Origin of the sequence: Mycobacterium sp. MOTT36Y (assembly GCF_000262165.1) — a bacterium.
In the GTDB taxonomy this organism is placed as follows: domain Bacteria; phylum Actinomycetota; class Actinomycetes; order Mycobacteriales; family Mycobacteriaceae; genus Mycobacterium; species Mycobacterium intracellulare.
In genome coordinates this window covers 2,159,437-2,177,775 of record NC_017904.1, presented here as the reverse complement: position 1 = coordinate 2,177,775, position 18,339 = coordinate 2,159,437, and the positions used below count along the sequence as shown (strand labels likewise).

Here is an 18,339-nt window from a genome sequence, read left to right as displayed (position 1 = left end):
TCACACCTCGAAGATCTTCATGACCTCGTCGCCGTAATCGTTGATCACCTTGACGGCGAGCTTGCCCGTATCCGGTTTGCGAAAGGGACGGGAATCATCCGAGTTCAGAGATGCCCACGCATCGGCATTAATGTCGGACTTCAGCGCAGTCTTGAGTCGCTTGTATGGGTCGTTACCGCCAGTGAAGTAGCAGTGCCGCACGAAGAAGGACTCGTCGTTGTAATTCGTGTCGATCATCCATAGCGCGACTTGGCTGGTGTCATTACTGCGGACCTGTCCCGTGGTCGGATCGTAGACATCGACGCCCTTCAGACTAACGACATAACCGTCCGGGGTCTCCTCGACTTCGATATCGGGTTCCCCGAACACGGTGAACAGATTCCCGGCGCCCGTCTTCTTAAGCTCCTCTCCCATAAGGAGATCAGCGTTCATTCGAACCATTAAGACCGGCAGCCGGCCAAGCTTGCGGGACGCCTCCACGCTCGCGAAACCCTCGTCAGAAGCATCCACAGTTACACCGTCCGATTCGGTAACACCGGTGACTTGTGGATCAAAGGCGAAGCCGAGCACGCAGAGTAGATCTACGCCTTCAGCGTTAATGGCTTCTCGGGCAGCGTTTTTCACAAACGATGCGCTCACCGTTCCGTATTGAGGCCCGAGCGCGATGCCGACGCGAAGTGGGTCATCATCGGCTGGCCCAGGCTGTCCTTCGGACACCGAAACCGCTCGTTCGCCTATTGCTTGGATGTACTCGCCAGCGTAACTTTCGAAGGCTGCGAACGTGATTCGCTCGTTGCGTCGACCGTTTTGAATACCCGCCTTGGCGAGGTTGTCAAGGATCGATTGCTCGAAGTTCGGAGCGTTGGCGTCCTTCGCTGCCTCGATCTCGGCGCGGGACTCCACCGGCGCATCTGGGCCACCGGCGAAAGCTAGCGAACGGTGCGGGCTCAGCGACTCGACGGTGAATGGACCAGAGACGCGTACCTTCTTCGTGTCCTCGTATGGCCTGTCGTAGAGCAACTCGAAGTCCGCATGCCGCTTGATAGCTGCGTCGATCTCTTCGCGACTCATTCCTTCTTTGATGTCGGGGTTGTTGGCGATCGATTTTAGCGTGATGTGTTGTACCCGCTCGTAGACAAAGCCATGTCGGATGTCGCCTGTAAACTCTTGACGCGGAAGGGGTTGCGCACTGAGAGACTGCTCCTTGGCGTGCCCCTCGGCGGTGTCTGCGAGCAGATACCACGGGTATTTTGCTCCCATGAGCCGTTGACGGGCGAGGGCAAGCGCGACACGCGAGGTGTCGATGGTGATCCAGCGGCGTCCCCACTGCTCGGCGATTAATGCTGTTGTGCCACTGCCACAGGTTGGGTCTAGCACGAGATCACCCGGGTCCGTACACATAAGTATGCAGCGTTGGATAATCTTTGTACCCGATTGAACAACGTAGATCTTCTCATCCGTGAACGACCCGGTACCTGTGTCGTTCCAATTGTTGCGCAACGGGATGGCCGGGAAGTCGTCTGCGAATCGCACGAAGCCAATGCTGGCCGCACGCCGTTCAACTCTGCGAGCAAGTATCGCTCTTTGCATGCCAGGAAGTGGTGTTGCCCAGTTGCGCTTGCCTGCGTGAAAGTCTTGTCCGTCGAAATGGACTGTATACCGAGCTTGGCTAGAGTCAGTTTGACTTGTGATGTCTCCAACTTCATACCAACGCGCGCCATTTGGGATGGGTGCAAGGCCTGATCGCTCGTCCTTCGTGGCCGGCCGCCGCACGCCGTCAGCAAGCTCGAGAAAGCGGAGGGCCTTCTGAGACTTGAGAGTGAACAACGGCCTGTACTTCAATCGCTCATAACTAATTGCGTACCACAGAAGGTAATCGCTGACGCCATCCAGATAATCCATAGAGGACGATGAGGTCTTCTCGAACGAGATCTGACTGACGAAGTTCTCACTTCCGAAAACCTCGTCCATCAAGCTCCGGACAAGGTGCACATTCTCGTCGCCTATCTGAACGAAGCAAGAGCCAGAAGCGGTGAGCAGTTCTCGTGCGGCAAGCAGTCGGTCCCGGAGATAAGACAAATATGAATGGATTCCAAGTTCCCATGTATCGCGAAAGGCTTTGATTTGCTCGGCTTCCCGAGCGGCGTCCTCTAACTTTCCATCTTTCACCCCGCGCTTGCGCGCAGAGACTTGCCAGTTCGAGCCGAACCGAATCCCATAGGGCGGATCGATGTAGACCATCTGGACCTTGCCACGCAGCTTCTCCCGCTCGGCCAGTGATGCCATCACTTGCAGCGAATCACCCAGGATCATGCGGTTCGACCAGTTCGCCTCATGTTGGTAGAAGTCGACCTGGTCCAACCCGTCGAGTCCATCGAACGACTCGAAGAGTGTCAGTTCGGGTTCGTCCTCTGGACGTTCAGCGGTGTTGCGGAGGTTCTCGATCAGCACGCGGGGGTCGATCTTCTCCTGGATGTAGATAGGTGGCGCATCCGCGATCAGGTCTGTTCCAGTACCCTCCGCGTCGTACTTGCCCTTCCAAACCAACTGTGGGTCGAGGCTCTCATCGCGTTCCAGCCGGACCCGACGGATCTGCTGGATTTCCGGATCGACGAAGTCCTGCGCGTCGGCCGTGGGAATGTTGGTCCGCTTGTCCTTATGCGCCAGCGCGTCGACCGGAGTTGGTCCTTGCGCCACCTTCTTACGCGCCACGAGCGTTCCTCCGATCGTCGAAGTCCAAGAGGTCCGGATCGCCGATGATCGGCGCATCGTCGTAAAGGAGAGCGAACGCCTCGACCAAGCGTTGCTTGAACTCAAGAGGATGCGTCATCTCGGTGTATCCCCAGCGCCCGAAGCCGCCATGGTTGTTCACTGCTACGCACCATGAGTTGCGTGCAGTCTCAGCTTTGGCTTTGGTGGGTCCGGGACTCTTCTGGCTGCCCGAGACCTCGATGATCAAGGTCCGCACAACATCGTCGCGATCATGTCGTTTCAGCCGGACCAGAAAATCTGGCACGTACGAGTGGCTGCGCCCTTTGTGGACATAGGGAATCGTGAAACCGAGGTGGTCGTTCTTAACGTAGGCCTCGACGTTCCTATTAAGTTCCAGTTCGGCCGCAAGCAATTGCTCCCACGTGTTGCCGTCCTTGCCGTCAAGGGTCACGTGTGAGACTTCCGACTTATCCGTCGGCACTGTTGGTTTCCGCGTCGGAAAGTCGACGTCCCCGGTCGACCCTTCGGGGCCGAAGCGGTTGAGCATCGGCCGGAGCCGCGCTCGTCTATTGCCGATCTGGCGGATGACCGCACTCCAGATTGCCTCACTTGCGGCTGCCTGAGTCTCGGTAATCGTCATGAGATGGCCGAGGTCGAAGCCTTCAGCGATAGTCACACACTGCTCGAGCCACTGGGTGCTGATCCGCACCAACTCGGGGAACCTCCACGGCTGTCTGTTGTCGTCGATATTGAACTGACTGTCCATGATTCGTTTGGCGAGAGCGAACGCAACCTCTTGGCGTCGATAGCGCCGCCCGTCGCCGCCTTCTCGTTCTTGTTCTCCGACAACGCCTTGCATCTCGACCCATCGAGGCACCGTGTTGGGCCCGATCTCGAAGCGTTCCGCATCGTCGGAGTCCAGCCATATCGGCTCATCGGGCATCTCGACGCGGTAGCCGTCGAGCTTCGGAAACGTGATCCGAAGGTGTTCGCGGCCTTCGACGGCTCTGACCTCGGTGACGGGGTTGGGGGGCTTAGGGTCGGCCGCTGGCTTGTCCGACGGGATGAACTGGAAGGGGATGCCGTACACGTTGGCGTATTCCGGCTCGAAGCAGTCTGTCTCCGAGTCGACGGCATACGAACGTCGTCGAAGTCCACGACCCACAACTTGCTCGCACAGCAATTGGCTTCGGAACGCCCGTATACCCAAAATATGAGTCACCGTGTTGGCATCCCAGCCTTCAGTAAGCATCGACACACTCACGACGCACCGCACGTGCTCGCCGAGTTTTCCCTTTTTGCCGACGGTGTTCATCACCTCGCGCAGTAATTCTTCTTCCGTGATCTTGTCGACGTCCGCACCGGGATTTCGTCGACGGTACTCAGACTTGAATGCCGCGATCTCGGCGGCGGCTACCTGTTTGAAGTCGGACTTCAGGCCTTCGCCGGATTCGAGCTGCGCCGAGTCGATCAGGATGGTGCGGGGACGGGCCAGCGGCTTCCCGTCGACAACGTTGCTCAGCAGCTCGAGGTGGCCAGTCTTGTGCACGGTCGTTCCACCGGGCGCCGCGACCTCTTCACCCGCGATCCAGTCGTAAACCAGCTTGCTCACTACGGTGTTCGGGCATACCACGATGAAGACGGGAGGCGTCTCTCCGTATTGCCGCAGTTTCGACTCCCAGTGCGCGAACGCCTTGGCGTAGCTGCGGTGCAAACTATGGAGCGCCCCTTCGAGCTCGGGAGGCGGAATCCATTTGTCCACTTGAGTTTTTGCCGCACGCTTGGGCAGCTTGTCGCCGATAAAGTCCCAGAGCCGCAGGTACGTGACGAGGTCATGAGCGGCGTCGTCGTCGACTGGCGTCCGCGGCACCTTCACGATTCCCGACTCGATGGCGTCCATCAGAGAAAAGTCGCTCACGGTCCACGGGAAGAGGTGGCCCTCGTTGTAGCCAGAGCCGGATAGGTAGTAGGGAGTCGCGGACAGGTCATAGATCTGCTTGATACCGACGCTCTGCGCTACCGCTTGTAGCCCCTTGAACCAAACCCGCGCCTCGTCGTTGGCATCCTTCTCCTCCGCGCTTAGCTTCTCGCCTGATGTGACAGGTCGGTCCTGATAGCAATGGTGCGCTTCGTCGTTGAGCATGATGATCTGCTGCTTGTCCTTGACGCCGCCTAGATCTCGCAGCACGCGACTCACCATCGCCTCTGGTGACTCCTTGAACGGGTCATCGGTGCGGTTACCCTTAAGCAGCAGCCGAGTATTGCGAGCGACGTTTCGAATCTCTTTGGCGTCCTTGAGTTGAAACGAGTGGTAGTTCGTTATCACGATGCGCGCATGGTCCAGACCGCCCTTGAGGTCAGCAGGAATCAAGTCGCGAAGGTCGTAGTAGTTCTCCACGTCTTCGGGCAAGAGGACACGCAAGCGATCCTTGATGGTAATGCCAGGTGTGACGACTAGGAATCGGTTTGTGAACCGGACATCTCGCGGCGATTGGACCTTATTGAGCGTCTGCCAGGCGATCAACATTGCCATGACCACTGTCTTGCCCGAGCCCGTCGCCATCTTCAATGCAATGCGAGGAAGACCAGAGTTGTGAGCCTCGTTCTCGGGTTCGAGTCGCTGGCGCCAATCGGTCATCCCTTTGCGGCCGGCGACCTCGCTGAGAAAAATTGCGGTCTCGGCAGCCTCCCGCTGACAGAACAACACTCGGTTCTCCCTTTCGGAGTCGGCCCAGTGCTGCAGCAGCTTGCGGCTGATCGAGGTGACGCCGGGGTACTGCGCGCCCCTGCGCCAGCGCTCGACATCACGGCGCAAATCGTTGATTAAAGTGTTTCGCTCCCGACGCTCGCCAGTGGCGTCAAAGTCGAACTCGGTCTGGCTGCTTCCATCCTTTCCTTTCTTGGACATGGCGATCGGGATGAACGACTCACTGGGGCGGCGACCAAGTCGGATTTCGCCGGTCGGGCCCTTGGGGCCGACCTCGTAGTAGCGGTCCGGCTGTACGTAGGGCGAATTCAGGATCGGATTCTCGATCGCTTCAGTCACGGTTCGCCCCCTTACAGCTTGGATCCGCCAACCCGATACTAGGCAAAGCCACGGCTATGATTTCGGGGATTGACATTAGGAAGCTCCCAGCGGCCACGCAGATGGAATATGCAACCCTGCCATCGCCCAGGTAGGCGATGCGCCAAGTAGGCTGTGGCACTGTCGGTAGACGCCCTCCAGGATTTGTAGGCGCTTCGAGAGCTCATGAGCACGAGGTTGAGGTTGCACGAGCGGCGCCTTAGCCAGACGCCGTGAGCCTGATTTAGCCATGCCCCATGGCCTTGTGGTCTCCGATTGCCTCAGCGAACCACACTGCCTTGCCCCGGTCGTAGCGAACGTGAGCGCGAAAACTTCCCTTTACCCGGACCGAATAACAGTCTTTTCCACCTTTCTTCCATTGCTTGAAATCGAGGCTCTTCAATGAAGTTGATCGCGCGAGATCCCGCTTTGTCATCAGCCAGGGTTCCTGCAATCGCCTGTCCAGCTTGACAAGAGCCCGCTGGAACCTGGCCGTTTCGTGCAGCTCGGGAACCGACCGGAAGTACGAGACGCTGATTCCGAGCTGCTCCAAAAATTTATGATCATCAATCAGAATGATCGGACACCGCGACCAGTCGATCCGGCTCGGGTTGGGGTACAACATCACGGTATCGAAGGCATGCGGAACGTGCCATGCAGCGGCCGAAACTTGGTAATAGTTGTCCGATAGATAACTGCACTCACGCAAGTAAGCACTACGCGACTTCGCATATTGCGGACCATCCCGGTAACCGTCGGGCTGTCGTTCACAAAACCCCTTCAAGGCTGCGTACACGCCTGGGGCGCTTGCCAACATCCGCGAGGGGTGCCTGAAGCCCCGAAGCATATAGGCATTCGCAAGGCCTTCCTCGAGCTCGATATACCCGGCTTCGTTTCGGTGAACGCGGGAAGCCCAGTAAACCTCGACACCCGTCCCAATTCCCAATTTGCCGTCATGCAGTCCGCGGCGAAGTGGAATAGCTCATGCCGAAGAATAGCGTGGAAGGCAAGTTCGATCTTCCGCCCGACGTCCGCGTCAACCGCTTGCAGCACATTAGCCACTAGCCAAAGGATGCCTTCGACCGGTATGTGAATGCCGATTTGGAACTTCCGCTGGTGGAAGGTGACATACCAGCCCAGAGCATCGACGCCGCGAATCTGAGTCAATTTCTGGAGAGTGGCGATTCGCTCCTGACCAAGCACTCTCAGGATGTCGACATCGGTCACACTCGGCGGCACTTCAAAGATGACGGCCGGCTCGTCACTCATGCAATCGTTGGGTTCGCCGTCAGGCGGCACACCAGTGAATTCAAGCGTCGACAAGGTGTCGTCGGGATCCCAGATCGGGATTTCGCTTGCAGGGTCGTGGGCTGTGTCTACATCTTCAGGGGATGGTTCCGCGCGCATCGCCCCTGGCACTTCCTCGAGAGCTGCGCGGATCGCTCGGACTGTCGGCCGCTGTAAGTAGGTCAATTGTTCCTCATCGCCTCACCTCGGTGCTGCCAGATTCTCTGCCGCATTCGGATCACGTCGGTCAAATGCACCCGGTTGCCGTTCGAGTCGGTGGTCCGGAGCCGCCTCACACCGGAGATCTCGTACTCGACGCCAAGGCGCGTGAGCCGCTGCGACTGCACCGAAATGGGTCACGCGAAATCCTAGCTGCACCTTGGTGATTGGTCTTTCAACCGAAAGGTAAAGCTGGAGAACGGGACCCGTCCTGCCTATCAGGCCGTCGACGAGATGTGGTCGGCCGGGTTGGCCGTCGTTGAACAGTGTGCTGCCTATAGCGCGGTAGAACGCCGCGGACTCGTCGACGTCCCTTACAGACACGGTCAGTTCTAGCAGCGAGTGTGTGGGCACGGGAGGAGCGTGGCAGGATTGTCTGACATTGATACCGACAACCGGTGGGCGTCGTCGACGCGGATAACGCCCTCAGGTGAGGGCGGCACGTCGGCGTGAAGCCCGCGGAATTTCCACGCTGACGGGGATGCCGGCGTGGTCAGCCCCTAGTCGAGGCGCGATATCCCCGCAAACGGGCCCCCTCGACTACCGCGTCGGAATGTATTGCTCGCACCGATACACAGCGGGATTGCACATCACCGGAAGGTTCGTCCAGCCGCCGTAGGTTCCGGGGACGTCCCACGTCGGCATCAGCGGACCATCGTTGTACGGGTTCGGCATGTACTGGCAGGTGTTGAACCGGGCGCACGGCGGATCGGCGTGCGCGGGGGGGCTTGTCAAGATAACTGTGTAAGGTGTTGCAGCCGTTTATCTTTGGGTCATAGTGGGAGTCGGTCGGGGAATTGGATGGCGAAGGTGTTCAGTGCTTCGGTCCAGCGGTAGGTGCCTGGTCCGTGTGTTGATCCTCGTTTCTGGTTGATGTTGCGGATGGCCAAATACAGCAGCTTCATTGCTGCGGCGTCTGAGGGGAACGAGCCGCGGGCCTTGGTGACTTTGCGCAGCTGGTAGTTCAGCGATTCGATGGCGTTGGTGGTGTAGATGATCTTGCGGATCTCGACCGGGAATGCCAGGAAAGGCACGAACTCAGCCCAGGCCCGATCCCAGACAGCGATGGCTCCGGGGGATTTGGTGCGCCACTGGGCGCGGAACTCCTCGAGGGCCAGTTTGGCGGCCTCTTCGGTGGGTGCGGTGTAGATCGGACGCAGCGCGGTGGCCATCTTGCGGCGGTCGGCGTAGGAGGCATAACGCATCGAGGAGCGCAGCAGATGCACCACGCAGGTCTGGATCACCGCGGCCGGCCAGACCGCTGCGATCGATTCGGGCAGGCCGGCCAACCCGTCGCAACACACGAACAGCGCATCGCGGCACCCGCGATTGCGCAGTTCGGTGAGCACCCCGTGCCAGAATTTGGCGCCCTCGCTCTGCTGGATCCAGATGCCCAGGACCTGCTTGATTCCCTCGACATCGACGCCGATGACCACGTGGGCGGCCTTGTTGGCCACCACGCCGCCGTCGCGGATCTTGATGCGGATCGCGTCGATATACAAGATCGGATACACCGGATCGACCGGCCGGGATTGCCAGGCGGCGATCTCCTCGGTGACCACGTCGGTGACCCGCGAAATCGTGGCCGCCGACACGCGGGCGCCATAGACCTCGCCGAGGTGCTCGGTGATATCGCGCGTCGACATGCCCCGGGCATACAGCGACAAGATCATGTCCTCAACCTGGCCCAGGCGGCGTTTGCGCTTGGGCACGATCGCCGGGCTAAACGTGGCGTTGCGGTCACGGGGCACTTCCAGCTCGACCGGCCCGGCCGTGGTCAACACGGTTTTGCGGCCATGGCCGTTACGGGAATTGCCCGAGCCATGCCCTGCCGGATCGCCGTGCTCATAGCCCAGGTGATCGGCGATTTCGACGTCCAAAGCGCGTTCGAGCACCGCCTTGGTCATCTGCGCGAGCAACCCCTCGGGGCCATCAATCGGGGTGCCAGACGCTTCAGCGTCGGCCAACAAGGCATCGACTGCCGCCGGCGGCAACAACTCGGCCAACTGGGCGGCAGCATCATCTCTTGACGAATCAGATTGCGGCAATGGAACTCTCCTGTCCGGTGGTCAGCCACCACCATTCAGGCCGAACCCCTTACACAGTCAATAAGACACGCCCGCGCGGGGGCCGAGGCCAAGATGCCCAACGCGGCACCCGCTAACACCACCGCACCAAGCAATTTCACTGCGATCGTCTTCATGGCGACACCGTCTCATCCGGCACCGACAAGATGGCCCTGCCGCACGAACCTGGCCGCACCTCGGTGGTGAACGGACTACCGCCTAAGGCCGCGGCGGCAACGCAGCCAACCACCCATCCGAAAGCAACTCGAGCAACTGCCCGTCCGGATCCCGAATCATCGCCGCCCCGGCGGACACCGACGAATCGACCACCGATCCCCCGAACTCGGCCACCTGAGCCAGCACTCCGGGAAGATCGGACACCGAGAACGAGATGTGCGTCAGGCCGATCTGGTCCATCACCCGCTCCGAACCGACATGCACCTGACGCTTCGAGTAGTCCATGAGCTCGAGCACGAACCCGTCCCGCACCAGATAGGTCGCGTGCACGCCGAGCGGCTCGGGCAGTCCGACCAGCTGCGACGTCGCGCCATCGGGCGGGTCGAGCTCCCACCAGAACTGGAACCCCAGCAGGCCCTCGTAGAAGCGGCGCGACCGCTCGCGATCCGTGACGCACAACCCAACGTGATTGAAAACCGTTCGATGACTACTCAACCCAACCTCCGCAGCAAGTCAGACCCCTGACGAACGCAGTCGTTACCGCCCTTCAACCGCGCTTCTCCACACCACTCAAAAGCGCAATAATGCAAAGATAAACCAATAAGCGCCCGTCACCGCCAACTAAGCAGACCGCTTCCGTGGGAGAGCTTTTCGATGGTCACACGCCCGAAGGTCCGGCCCGACGCCACCGTCGACTTCGACCATCATTCCGACGCGTTCAACCTCAACGAGCTGGCCGTCAATGCCGAACTGCGGCAACGCTGTCCGGTCGCGTGGAACGAGAACTACGACGGCTTCTGGTACGTCAGCAGCTATGACGCCGTCAGCCATACGGCCCGCGACGGCGACACCTTCGCCCACAAATACGAACCCAACGCCCCCGACGGCGTCGACTATCAGGGCGAGATGGGCGTCCCGCGCCCCGACGGCCAGCCGGCCCTGGGCATCGGCGAGGTCGACGGCCCTTACCACCAAGCCCTCCGGCACGCGCTAGCCCCGTTCTTCACCCCCGGCGCCGTCGAGAAGCTCAGGCCGTTCATGGAGCAATCCGCCCACTGGTTCCTCGACCAACACATCACAACAGGGCAGATGGACCTGGTGCTCGACTACGCCAGCCCGGTCCCGGCCATCCTGACCATGAAGTTGATGGGCCTGCCCTACGACAATTGGCACTTGTACGCCAACCTCTTTCACTCCGTCATGGCCGTCCCGCAGGACAGCGACGAGTACGCCGACGCGATCGCCAAAGTCCCCGCCATGATGCAAGAAGTCATCGAATTCGCCACGGCCAGACGCAGCAACCCCGAAGACGACCTGACCAGCTTCCTGCTGCAATTCGAATTCGACGGCCATCGCCTCACCGACGAGCAGCTGCTCAACATCCTGTGGAACCTCATCGGCGGCGGCGTCGACACCACCACCTCGCAAACCGCACTGACGCTAAGGCACCTGGGCACCCACCCCGACCTCCGACAGCAACTCATCGACCACCCCGAGCTCTACCGCACCGCCACCGACGAATTCCTGCGCTACTTCTCGGTCAACCAAACCCTCAGCCGCACAGTCACTCACGACGTCGTCCTCGGCGGCCAATGCCTGAGAAAGAACGACCGGGTCGTCCTCAGCTGGCTCTCGGCCAACCACGACGAAACCGAGTTCGACCGGCCCGACGAGATCATCCTCGACCGCGCGCCCAACCGCCACGTCGCATTCGGCCTCGGCCCGCACCGTTGCATCGGATCGCATCTCGCCCGGCTGATGTCGGCAGTGATGGTCAAGGCCGTCCTCGCCCGCATCCCCGACTATCAGGTCGACGTCGAAAACGTCCACCAATACCTGGGCAACCCGAGCATGACCGGGCTGGGCAAGCTCCCGGTCACCTTCACCCCCGGAACCAGCCGGGAAACAGAACGACCTTGGTGATCACTCAAAGCACTTGCGCCACAACGCCGTCGACCAGTTCGTCGGGAGCCTGGGCGATGCCGACAGCCTGCAGGTGCCCGCCGATCGCAAGCGTCGCGATGCCGTGCACCAGCGACCAGAGCGGCCCGGCCACCTCGCGGGGATCCTGAGCCGCGACGATCCCGGCCTCCTGGCACCGGGTGATCGCGTCGAGCAGGTCCCCGAACGCCTGCTCGCCGGCTATCGCAAGGCCCTGCTCGGCCTTCAGCGACGCCCCGAACATCACCTGATAGTGATCGGGATGGGCGATGGCCCAGCGCACGTAGGCCCGCCCGAGCTCCGTCACCCGTGCCTTCGGATCCGACACGCGATCGGCCGCCGCGGCCAACTCGGCGTGCAGTTCGCGGAATCCCTGTTCGGCGACCGAGGCCAGCAGCTCGGCCTTGTCGGCGAAGTGCCGGTACGGCGCCGCGGCGCTGACCCCGGCGCGGCGCGCCGCCTCCGTGAGGGTGAAGCCCTTCGGCCCCTTCTCGGCCACCAGCGACAGGGCGGCGCTGGTCAGCGCGCGCTTGAGATCGCCGTGGTGATAGTTCTCCCGCCGGCGCGCGGTCGACCGATTCACAACCATGTTGACGACATTAACATTACGGACTATGTTAATGGCATTCACATCGGCGACCAAGGAGACGACATGACGAATCTGCTTGACACCACATCCACGCTCGCCGGCACCCGCGACCGGGAGAAGACCGCCGACCTCCTCGGCCAGGCCCTCGCCCAGGGCTACCTGCAGATCGACGAGTACGACCGACGGCTACAAGCCACTTTCCAGACGCAGACCGACCACGAACTCCGCGGACTCCTCGCCGACCTGCCCCTCGATCGCATCCGGCGTCACGACCCCCGCCGGCGCGCCGCCCGCGTCGCCGCGGCCCGTCGCGGACTGCGCGCCCACCTCGCCGCGTACCTCGCCATGGTCGTCATCGTGCTCGCCGTCTGGACGGCCGTCGCCCTGACGACCGACGCCACCTACTTCTGGCCGATCTGGCCCATCCTCGGCGCGGGAATCGGACTCGCCAGCCACGCCGTATCGATGCCGCGGCTGAAGCAAAGCCGTTGGCAACCAGCGCTTTCGGCCGTGCTTGCACCGGGATCGTGCGCAAACCGCTATCACATCCGCTAGCGGGTTCGAAAGGCATGTGGCTCACGACGCCACCCGCCGCGTTGGCGGGGTACGCCCAAGACGTTGGCTTCCCGGTGATTACGACGCCGTCGCGTATTGCAGCACGGATTCCGACGAATCGACGTGCCCGTAGCTGATGATCCGCAGCCGGTGCGGGCGGACCTCGTAGACGACGCCGTCGACCGGATTGGTGACGTCGAATCCGTCCTCGACGGGCTTGGCGTTGGAAAGCTCGATGTGGGCGCCATCGCGAATCCGCTCGCCGCGGTAGTAGTAAGTCCCGCTGAGGTTTTGGCACACCACCGCCAGCGATTTGGCGGTGCGCACCACGGCGGCCGGCGGGTTGCCCGGGTCGCAGCGGGCCGTCTCACCGACGAACCCCAGCCCGTCGGCGCCCTTCACCGGACGCGACAACGTCGGCGTCAGCGGCGGCGGTGAGCTAGACGGCGCGGGAGGTGCGGCCGCTCGCGCTGACGATGGCCCCGGCGAGGCCGAACTGTTGTGATGAGTGCCGACAACGGATTTCACCGACAACACCAGCCCGGCGATCAACAGCACCGTCGCCACCGCGGTCACCACGAGCGGCGCGTGGCCTACCATCAGTCGGCGCGCCGGCCGGGCCGGCGCGGGTGCGTCGTCGCCCGGGCCGGTATCCGGAAGCGCGACCGCCGGGAACGGACGGGTGCGCGGGAGCGGGAGCTGGCCGGCCCCAACGGAAACCGGCTCGTACGCCGCGAACACCGCTTCGCTGGCGGCCCGGGCCAATGCGCCGGCCGAATCAAATCGCGCCGTGCGCTGTTTGGCCATGCCTCGGGTGATGATGTCGTCGTAGTCCCGGCCGACGCCGCGGCGCATGATGCTGGGCCTCGGCGCCGGCGACAGCAGGTGCGCGCTCTTCAGCTCCCCCGCGTCCTCGGCCTCGAACGGCGGCTGCCCGGTGAGGCACTCGTAGAGCACACATGCCAAGGAGTAGACGTCGGTCTGCGACCCGATGCGTCCGGTGGTGAATCGCTCGGGTGCCATGTAGGTGCGCGAAAGGGACTCGTCCCCGGCGGCTTCGGCGATGCCGAAGTCGGCCAGGTAGGTGAAGTGATCGTGGGTGAGCAGGATGTTTTCGGGTTTGACGTCGAGGTGCACCAGCCCGGCGGCGTGGGCGGCGTCCAGGGCGCGCGCCACCTGGGCGGTGATCGATGCCGCGCGCGAGGGCTCCAGCGCGCCCTGCTCGCGCAGCAGGTCCTTGAGGCTGCCCCCGTCGTCGACCAGATGCATGTCGATGAACGGCACCCCGTCGATCTCGCCGAAGTCATGCAGCGGCAGGATGTGGGGCTCCTGCAGTCGCGTCACCTTGCGGCATTCGCGCCAAAGGCGTTGCTGGAAGCCAGGGTCCGCGGCCGTCTCGCCACGTAACAGCTTGAGCGCGACCATCCGGTCCTTAACCGTGTCGTAGGCCCGATAGACCTCGCCCAGTCCCCCGGCACCGATCAGTGATCGCAGCTCGTACGGCCCGAACCGGGTACCGAGCCGCGAACCGCGGGACGAGGAGGCCACTGCGCAATCCTTTCGCAACGTCGAAGACAGTCCAGCCCGCGTGTTCCCGAATCGGGCGTCGACATAACGTGCGCAGGCTCACGCGTGTCGCAACCGCGCGGCAGCGCCGCCCGCAACTACGGTGCGCCGCCGTCCCCCACACCCCGATACAGTGAGTGGCTGTCCGACGGGAGAAGGTGGGCCTTCGATGACCGACATGACAACGCGGTTCGCGACGATCGTCGGCGCGCACCACATCCTAACGGGCGACGCCATCTCCGACGACTACGCACACGACGAGGTGCTGACCAAGCCCCCGCAACGACCCGCGTACCTGGCCAAGCCCGCGACCGCCGACGAGGTGGCACAACTGCTCAGGGCCGCCACGGAAAACCACGTGCCGGTGACGGCCCGCGGCTCGGGAACCGGCCTGTCGGGCGCGGCGATCCCCCGCGCCGACGGCCTGCTGATCTCGTTCGAGCGCATGAACGCCGTGCTCGAAGTCGACGTCACCAACCAGGTCGCCGTCGTCCAGCCCGGCGTGACGCTCACCGAACTGGACGCCGCGACCGCCGGCACGGGGCTGCGGTACATGGTCCACCCCGGCGAGCTGTCGTCCAGCGTCGGCGGCAACGTCGGCACCAACGCCGGCGGCATGCGCGCGGTCAAATACGGCGTCGCCCGCCACAACGTGCTCGGCTTGCAGGCGGCACTGCCCACCGGCGAGATCATCCGCACCGGCGGCAAGATCGCCAAGGTCTCCACCGGCTACGACCTGACCCAGCTCATCGTCGGCTCCGAGGGCACCCTGGCGCTGGCCACCGAGGTGATCGTCAAGCTGCATCCGCGCCTGGACCACACCGCCACCGTGCTCGCGCCGTTCGCTGACTTCGACCAGGTCATGCAGGCGGTGCCGAAGATCCTCGCCAGCGGCCTGGCGCCCTACATCCTGGAATACATCGACAACGTGACGATGGCCGCGCTGGTCCATACCCAGAACCTGGAGCTCGGTGTTCCCGACGACGTCCGCGACAGCTGCCAGGCCTATCTCGTTGTGGCGCTTGAGAACCGGACCGTGGATCGGCTGGACGAGGATGTCGAGACGACGGGTGAGCTGCTCGCCGAGCTGGGTGCCGTCGACGCCTATGTGCTCGACGGCGGCGCGGCGCGCAAGCTGATCGAGGCCCGCGAGAAGGCGTTTTGGACGCTCAAGGCGGTGGGCGCCGACGACCTCATCGATGCCGTTGTGCCGCGTGGCGCGATGCCGAAGTTCCTGTCCGCCGCGCGCGAATTGGCGACGGCGGCCGGCGGCGCCGCGGCCGGCTGCGGGCATGCCGGCGACGGCAACGTGCACCTGGCCATCTTCTGCCCGGACCCCGCGACGCGGAAGAAGCTGCTGACCGACATCTTCGCGCTGGCAATGGAATTGGGTGGGGCGATCTCCGGCGAGCACGGCCTCGGCCGCGCCAAGGCCCCGTACTTCGTCGAACTCGAGGATCCCGTCAAGGTTGACCTGATGCGCCGCATCAAGGCCGGCTTCGACCCGGCCGGGATCCTCAACCCCGACGTCGTATTCGCTTCGGGCGACGCGTAATCCGCCAGACGCCCTAGCCGACTAGCACGTCGTCAAGCGCCCGCAGGGCCGCCGCGGCGCGCCCGATGCCATACTCCGCGCAGAAGCGAATCACGTCACGGACGTCGTCGGCGCTGAGACCGGCGTCGAGCGCGAGTTCGACGTGGCGGCGCAGCGACTCGTCGAGATCCTGCTGGCCGACATCGGAGGTCAGCGCCATGATGGCGCGCTCGCGCCTGCTCAGCAGGTCCTCCGACCACGCCCGGGATAGCTGCCAGTCGACGAATTCGCCGGTCCATTCGTCGGCGATATCGAGGCGCCCCGCGGCGTCGTTCACCGCGCCGGGCCCCGGTTGCTCACCGAGATCGCTTGTGTCCAACTCGATCTCGGCCGCGATCTCGGTGAGACGGGCCAGCGCGTCTGCCGCCGCGGGATAACCCGAGTACGGGGCGACGAACCGGATCGCGGCCAACAATTCGGCGTAGGTAACACCGTGCATCGTCGCCGCCGTGACGTGCATCCGGAAGGCCAGGCCCAGATGGGCGCGGCAGATGTCGAGCGTCAGGGTCTGCAGCAGCTTTTCGCGGACGCTCGTTCCCGGCAGCCCGAACGTGAACGCGGCCACCTCCAGTCCGAGCTTCTCGAATTGCGGATCCAGCTCCCCCAGCGGGCTGCTCGGCAGGTCCATCGTCAACGCGCCGTTGCTAATTGGCTCACGATGTCGAGGCGGAGGAACTCCGGCGCCTTGATCACCTTGCGCAGCATGAACCGGATGAACGCCGGCATGTCGGTCGCGTCCTCGTCGCGGAACACGACCGGGGCGCCGAGCTGATACCGCCGGCGCCGGGTCTGCAGTTCGCAGCCCCCCGCGGCGAGAACGTTGCGCACCCAATCGGTTTCGGGACCGTAAGTCAGCGCGATCACAAATCCGTTGCGGCGGCGGAAAGCCCACAGCGGGGTGCGGAAGGTGCGCCCCGATTTACGTCCGCGATGGACGACGATTGCCCATCCCGGCGCCCACGGGGCGATGTACTTGGTGAACCGATTGAGGCCGATCTTGTTGGCCCGGGCAACCCATCGCGGTGCTGGCATCTCCTTAACTCCTCACTTGGGGAATTTATGGATCCAGGTTAACGCTGCAGCATTCGGAAGTCAACGGCTGTAGAATTTCTGGATTGTGCCCCCCATTGGACGACGCCCGGGCAACCCCGACACCCGGAACGACATCGTGGCGACCGCTCGACGGCTGTTCGCCGAGTCGGGATACGACAAGACCTCGGTCCGCGACATCGCCGCCGGCGCCGGAGTCGACCCGGCGCTGATCCGGCACTATTTCGGCAGCAAGGCCGAGCTATTCCGGTCCACGATGGGGTGGCCGTTCGACCCGGCCGAGATCAGCGCGCACATCGCCGATGGCGATCGCGAGGAAATCGGCGCGCGCCTGACGCGGGTGTTCTTCGAAGCATGGGAGCGGCCGGACTCGCGCGCTTCCCTACTGGCAATCCTGCGGGGCGCCGCCACCCACGACGAGTCGGCCGCCCTGGTGCGTCAGTTCATTCAGGGCCAGCTGTATCCGCAGATGGCCAAACTGCTGACGGGATCGGATGCACAACTGCGTGTCGATCTGGCCATGGGCCAACTCCTAGGCATCGCCTACTTGCGCCACGTCCTGCAGGTCGAACCGATCGCGTCCGCTCCAGTGGACGAACTCGTCGCGCGGGTCACCCCGATCGTCACCGCCCATCTCACGCCGCGGGGTTAGACGACCTCGGGACGTCGCGGGCCGGTGATCCGGGGCCGACGCGGGGCGGTATTCCGGTGCGACGCCGGGCGGTATTCCGGTGCCACCGCGGTCCGGACGCCCATACGAAGTGCCACCTCGCGGAGAGACGAAAGTGGCGCATGTGACTCACCCGCCACCGACAGCCGACTAGCTCGGCCCGGTGACCATCGGCATCAGGTAGTTGCGCACGTAGGTGCGGGTGTCGTCAATGGTGGCCAGGTTGATGCCGGTGTGCGGGGTGACGATGAATGACAGCGTCAGCCGGGTATGCAGTTCGGCGACGGTGCGCAGGTGGCGCTCCTGGGCCGCCGTGGTTTTCGACGTACCGTAGAGCGCGGCGCGCAGCAGCCCCATGGCGTGCTCGGTGGCGAAGTCGAGAATGGCGCCCGCGTCGATAGTCAGGCTGGGCAGAATCGTTTCGGGCTCGGTGCGGAGCAGCTTCTTGAGCAAGGCGTGTTCGCGCATGAACGTCACCGAGAACAGCGTGCTGTAGACCATGCGCTCTTCGAGTGTCGTGCCACGCGCCCAGGCCTGCGCGTCGCCCTCGAGGAAGCGGCGCGCCTCGGCCAGCACGACGGCATCGACGAGCGCCGCCTTGGTCGGGAACCGCCGATACAGGGTGGCGCGCCCGACGCCGCTGCGCCGCGCGACATCTTCCATGGTGGTCCGGCGCATCCCCACCAGCTCGGCCTGTTCGGCGGTGGCGGCCAGGATGCGGGCGGTGATCTCGTCGGGGTTGTCGACCTGCGCAAGCACGACGGGATCGGGCTCGGTGAGTCGCCGCACGAACTCCGCCGTTCGCGTCGAGGTCACGCATCCCTCCTTGCCCGCTCGTCGCGGTCGTCG

16 protein-coding genes are annotated in these 18,339 nt (G+C 63.3%); 4 read left to right on the top strand and 12 right to left on the bottom strand.

Annotated elements, in window-relative coordinates:
* The 7 genes from W7S_RS10070 to W7S_RS10045 all read right to left on the bottom strand — a co-directional run bounded on the left by W7S_RS10070 (position 1) and on the right by W7S_RS10045 (position 10,020).
* Positions 1-2,712: a site-specific DNA-methyltransferase gene (locus W7S_RS10070; RefSeq protein WP_014711444.1), complete on the bottom strand. Its 2,712-nt coding sequence runs from the start codon at positions 2,710-2,712 to the stop codon at positions 1-3.
* The gene (locus W7S_RS10065; protein ID WP_014711443.1) at positions 2,702-5,758 is read right to left on the bottom strand and encodes a BPTD_3080 family restriction endonuclease; all 3,057 of its coding nucleotides are present in this window, start codon (positions 5,756-5,758) and stop codon (positions 2,702-2,704) included. The genes W7S_RS10070 and W7S_RS10065 overlap by 11 nt, the downstream gene beginning before the upstream one ends.
* 262 nt (positions 5,759-6,020) lie before the next feature.
* The gene (locus W7S_RS27460; protein ID WP_232525769.1) at positions 6,021-6,572 is read right to left on the bottom strand and encodes a hypothetical protein; all 552 of its coding nucleotides are present in this window, start codon (positions 6,570-6,572) and stop codon (positions 6,021-6,023) included.
* Positions 6,557-7,249 (bottom strand): hypothetical protein, encoded by a 693-nt coding sequence (locus W7S_RS27455; protein WP_238535841.1) that lies wholly within the window; start codon positions 7,247-7,249, stop codon positions 6,557-6,559. The genes W7S_RS27460 and W7S_RS27455 overlap by 16 nt, the downstream gene beginning before the upstream one ends.
* Positions 7,250-7,822: 573 nt before the next feature.
* On the bottom strand, positions 7,823-8,017 hold the full coding sequence (locus W7S_RS10055; protein ID WP_238535840.1) for a hypothetical protein: 195 nt from the start codon (positions 8,015-8,017) through the stop codon (positions 7,823-7,825).
* 38 nt (positions 8,018-8,055) lie between these two features.
* Positions 8,056-9,288 (bottom strand): IS256-like element ISMysp7 family transposase, encoded by a 1,233-nt coding sequence (locus tag W7S_RS10050; protein ID WP_008258297.1) that lies wholly within the window; start codon positions 9,286-9,288, stop codon positions 8,056-8,058.
* A 279-nt stretch (positions 9,289-9,567) separates the two neighbouring features.
* Positions 9,568-10,020 carry a VOC family protein gene (locus W7S_RS10045; RefSeq protein WP_041297825.1) on the bottom strand — a complete coding sequence of 151 codons (453 nt, stop codon included), beginning with the start codon at positions 10,018-10,020 and terminating at the stop codon, positions 9,568-9,570.
* A 159-nt stretch (positions 10,021-10,179) separates the two neighbouring features.
* Here W7S_RS10045 and W7S_RS10040 point away from each other — a divergent pair, with 159 nt between their 5' ends.
* Positions 10,180-11,448 (top strand): cytochrome P450, encoded by a 1,269-nt coding sequence (locus tag W7S_RS10040; RefSeq protein ID WP_014711441.1) that lies wholly within the window; start codon positions 10,180-10,182, stop codon positions 11,446-11,448.
* 4 nt (positions 11,449-11,452) lie between these two features.
* On the opposite strand, the gene W7S_RS10035 is transcribed toward W7S_RS10040, so the two are convergent.
* Positions 11,453-12,049 carry a TetR/AcrR family transcriptional regulator gene (locus tag W7S_RS10035; protein ID WP_014711440.1) on the bottom strand — a complete coding sequence of 199 codons (597 nt, stop codon included), beginning with the start codon at positions 12,047-12,049 and terminating at the stop codon, positions 11,453-11,455.
* Between the two features lie 69 nt (positions 12,050-12,118).
* Between W7S_RS10035 and W7S_RS10030 the strand changes: the two genes are divergently transcribed.
* A complete protein-coding gene (locus tag W7S_RS10030; protein WP_014711439.1) occupies positions 12,119-12,610 on the top strand; it encodes a DUF1707 domain-containing protein in 492 nt (163 codons plus the stop codon).
* Between the two features lie 78 nt (positions 12,611-12,688).
* Here the strand turns inward: W7S_RS10030 and W7S_RS10025 are convergent, their stop codons facing one another.
* Positions 12,689-14,158, bottom strand: coding sequence for a serine/threonine-protein kinase (locus tag W7S_RS10025; RefSeq protein WP_014711438.1), 1,470 nt, complete (start codon positions 14,156-14,158; stop codon positions 12,689-12,691).
* A 187-nt stretch (positions 14,159-14,345) separates the two neighbouring features.
* Between W7S_RS10025 and W7S_RS10020 the strand changes: the two genes are divergently transcribed.
* Entirely contained in the window at positions 14,346-15,731 is a 1,386-nt protein-coding gene (locus tag W7S_RS10020; protein ID WP_014711437.1) for an FAD-binding oxidoreductase, read from the top strand.
* A 13-nt stretch (positions 15,732-15,744) separates the two neighbouring features.
* Here the strand turns inward: W7S_RS10020 and W7S_RS10015 are convergent, their stop codons facing one another.
* Positions 15,745-16,398 (bottom strand): carboxymuconolactone decarboxylase family protein, encoded by a 654-nt coding sequence (locus W7S_RS10015; RefSeq protein ID WP_014711436.1) that lies wholly within the window; start codon positions 16,396-16,398, stop codon positions 15,745-15,747.
* A gap of 2 nt (positions 16,399-16,400) precedes the next feature.
* Positions 16,401-16,802, bottom strand: coding sequence for a nitroreductase family deazaflavin-dependent oxidoreductase (locus tag W7S_RS10010; protein WP_009952240.1), 402 nt, complete (start codon positions 16,800-16,802; stop codon positions 16,401-16,403).
* Between the two features lie 85 nt (positions 16,803-16,887).
* Between W7S_RS10010 and W7S_RS10005 the strand changes: the two genes are divergently transcribed.
* Complete coding sequence (locus W7S_RS10005; RefSeq protein ID WP_014711435.1) at positions 16,888-17,472, top strand: TetR/AcrR family transcriptional regulator; 585 nt, start codon at positions 16,888-16,890, stop codon at positions 17,470-17,472.
* 168 nt (positions 17,473-17,640) lie between these two features.
* Here W7S_RS10005 and W7S_RS10000 read toward each other — a convergent pair whose 3' ends face one another.
* A complete protein-coding gene (locus W7S_RS10000) occupies positions 17,641-18,306 on the bottom strand; it encodes a TetR/AcrR family transcriptional regulator (RefSeq protein WP_014382337.1) in 666 nt (221 codons plus the stop codon).
* Between the last annotated feature and the right edge of the window lie 33 nt (positions 18,307-18,339).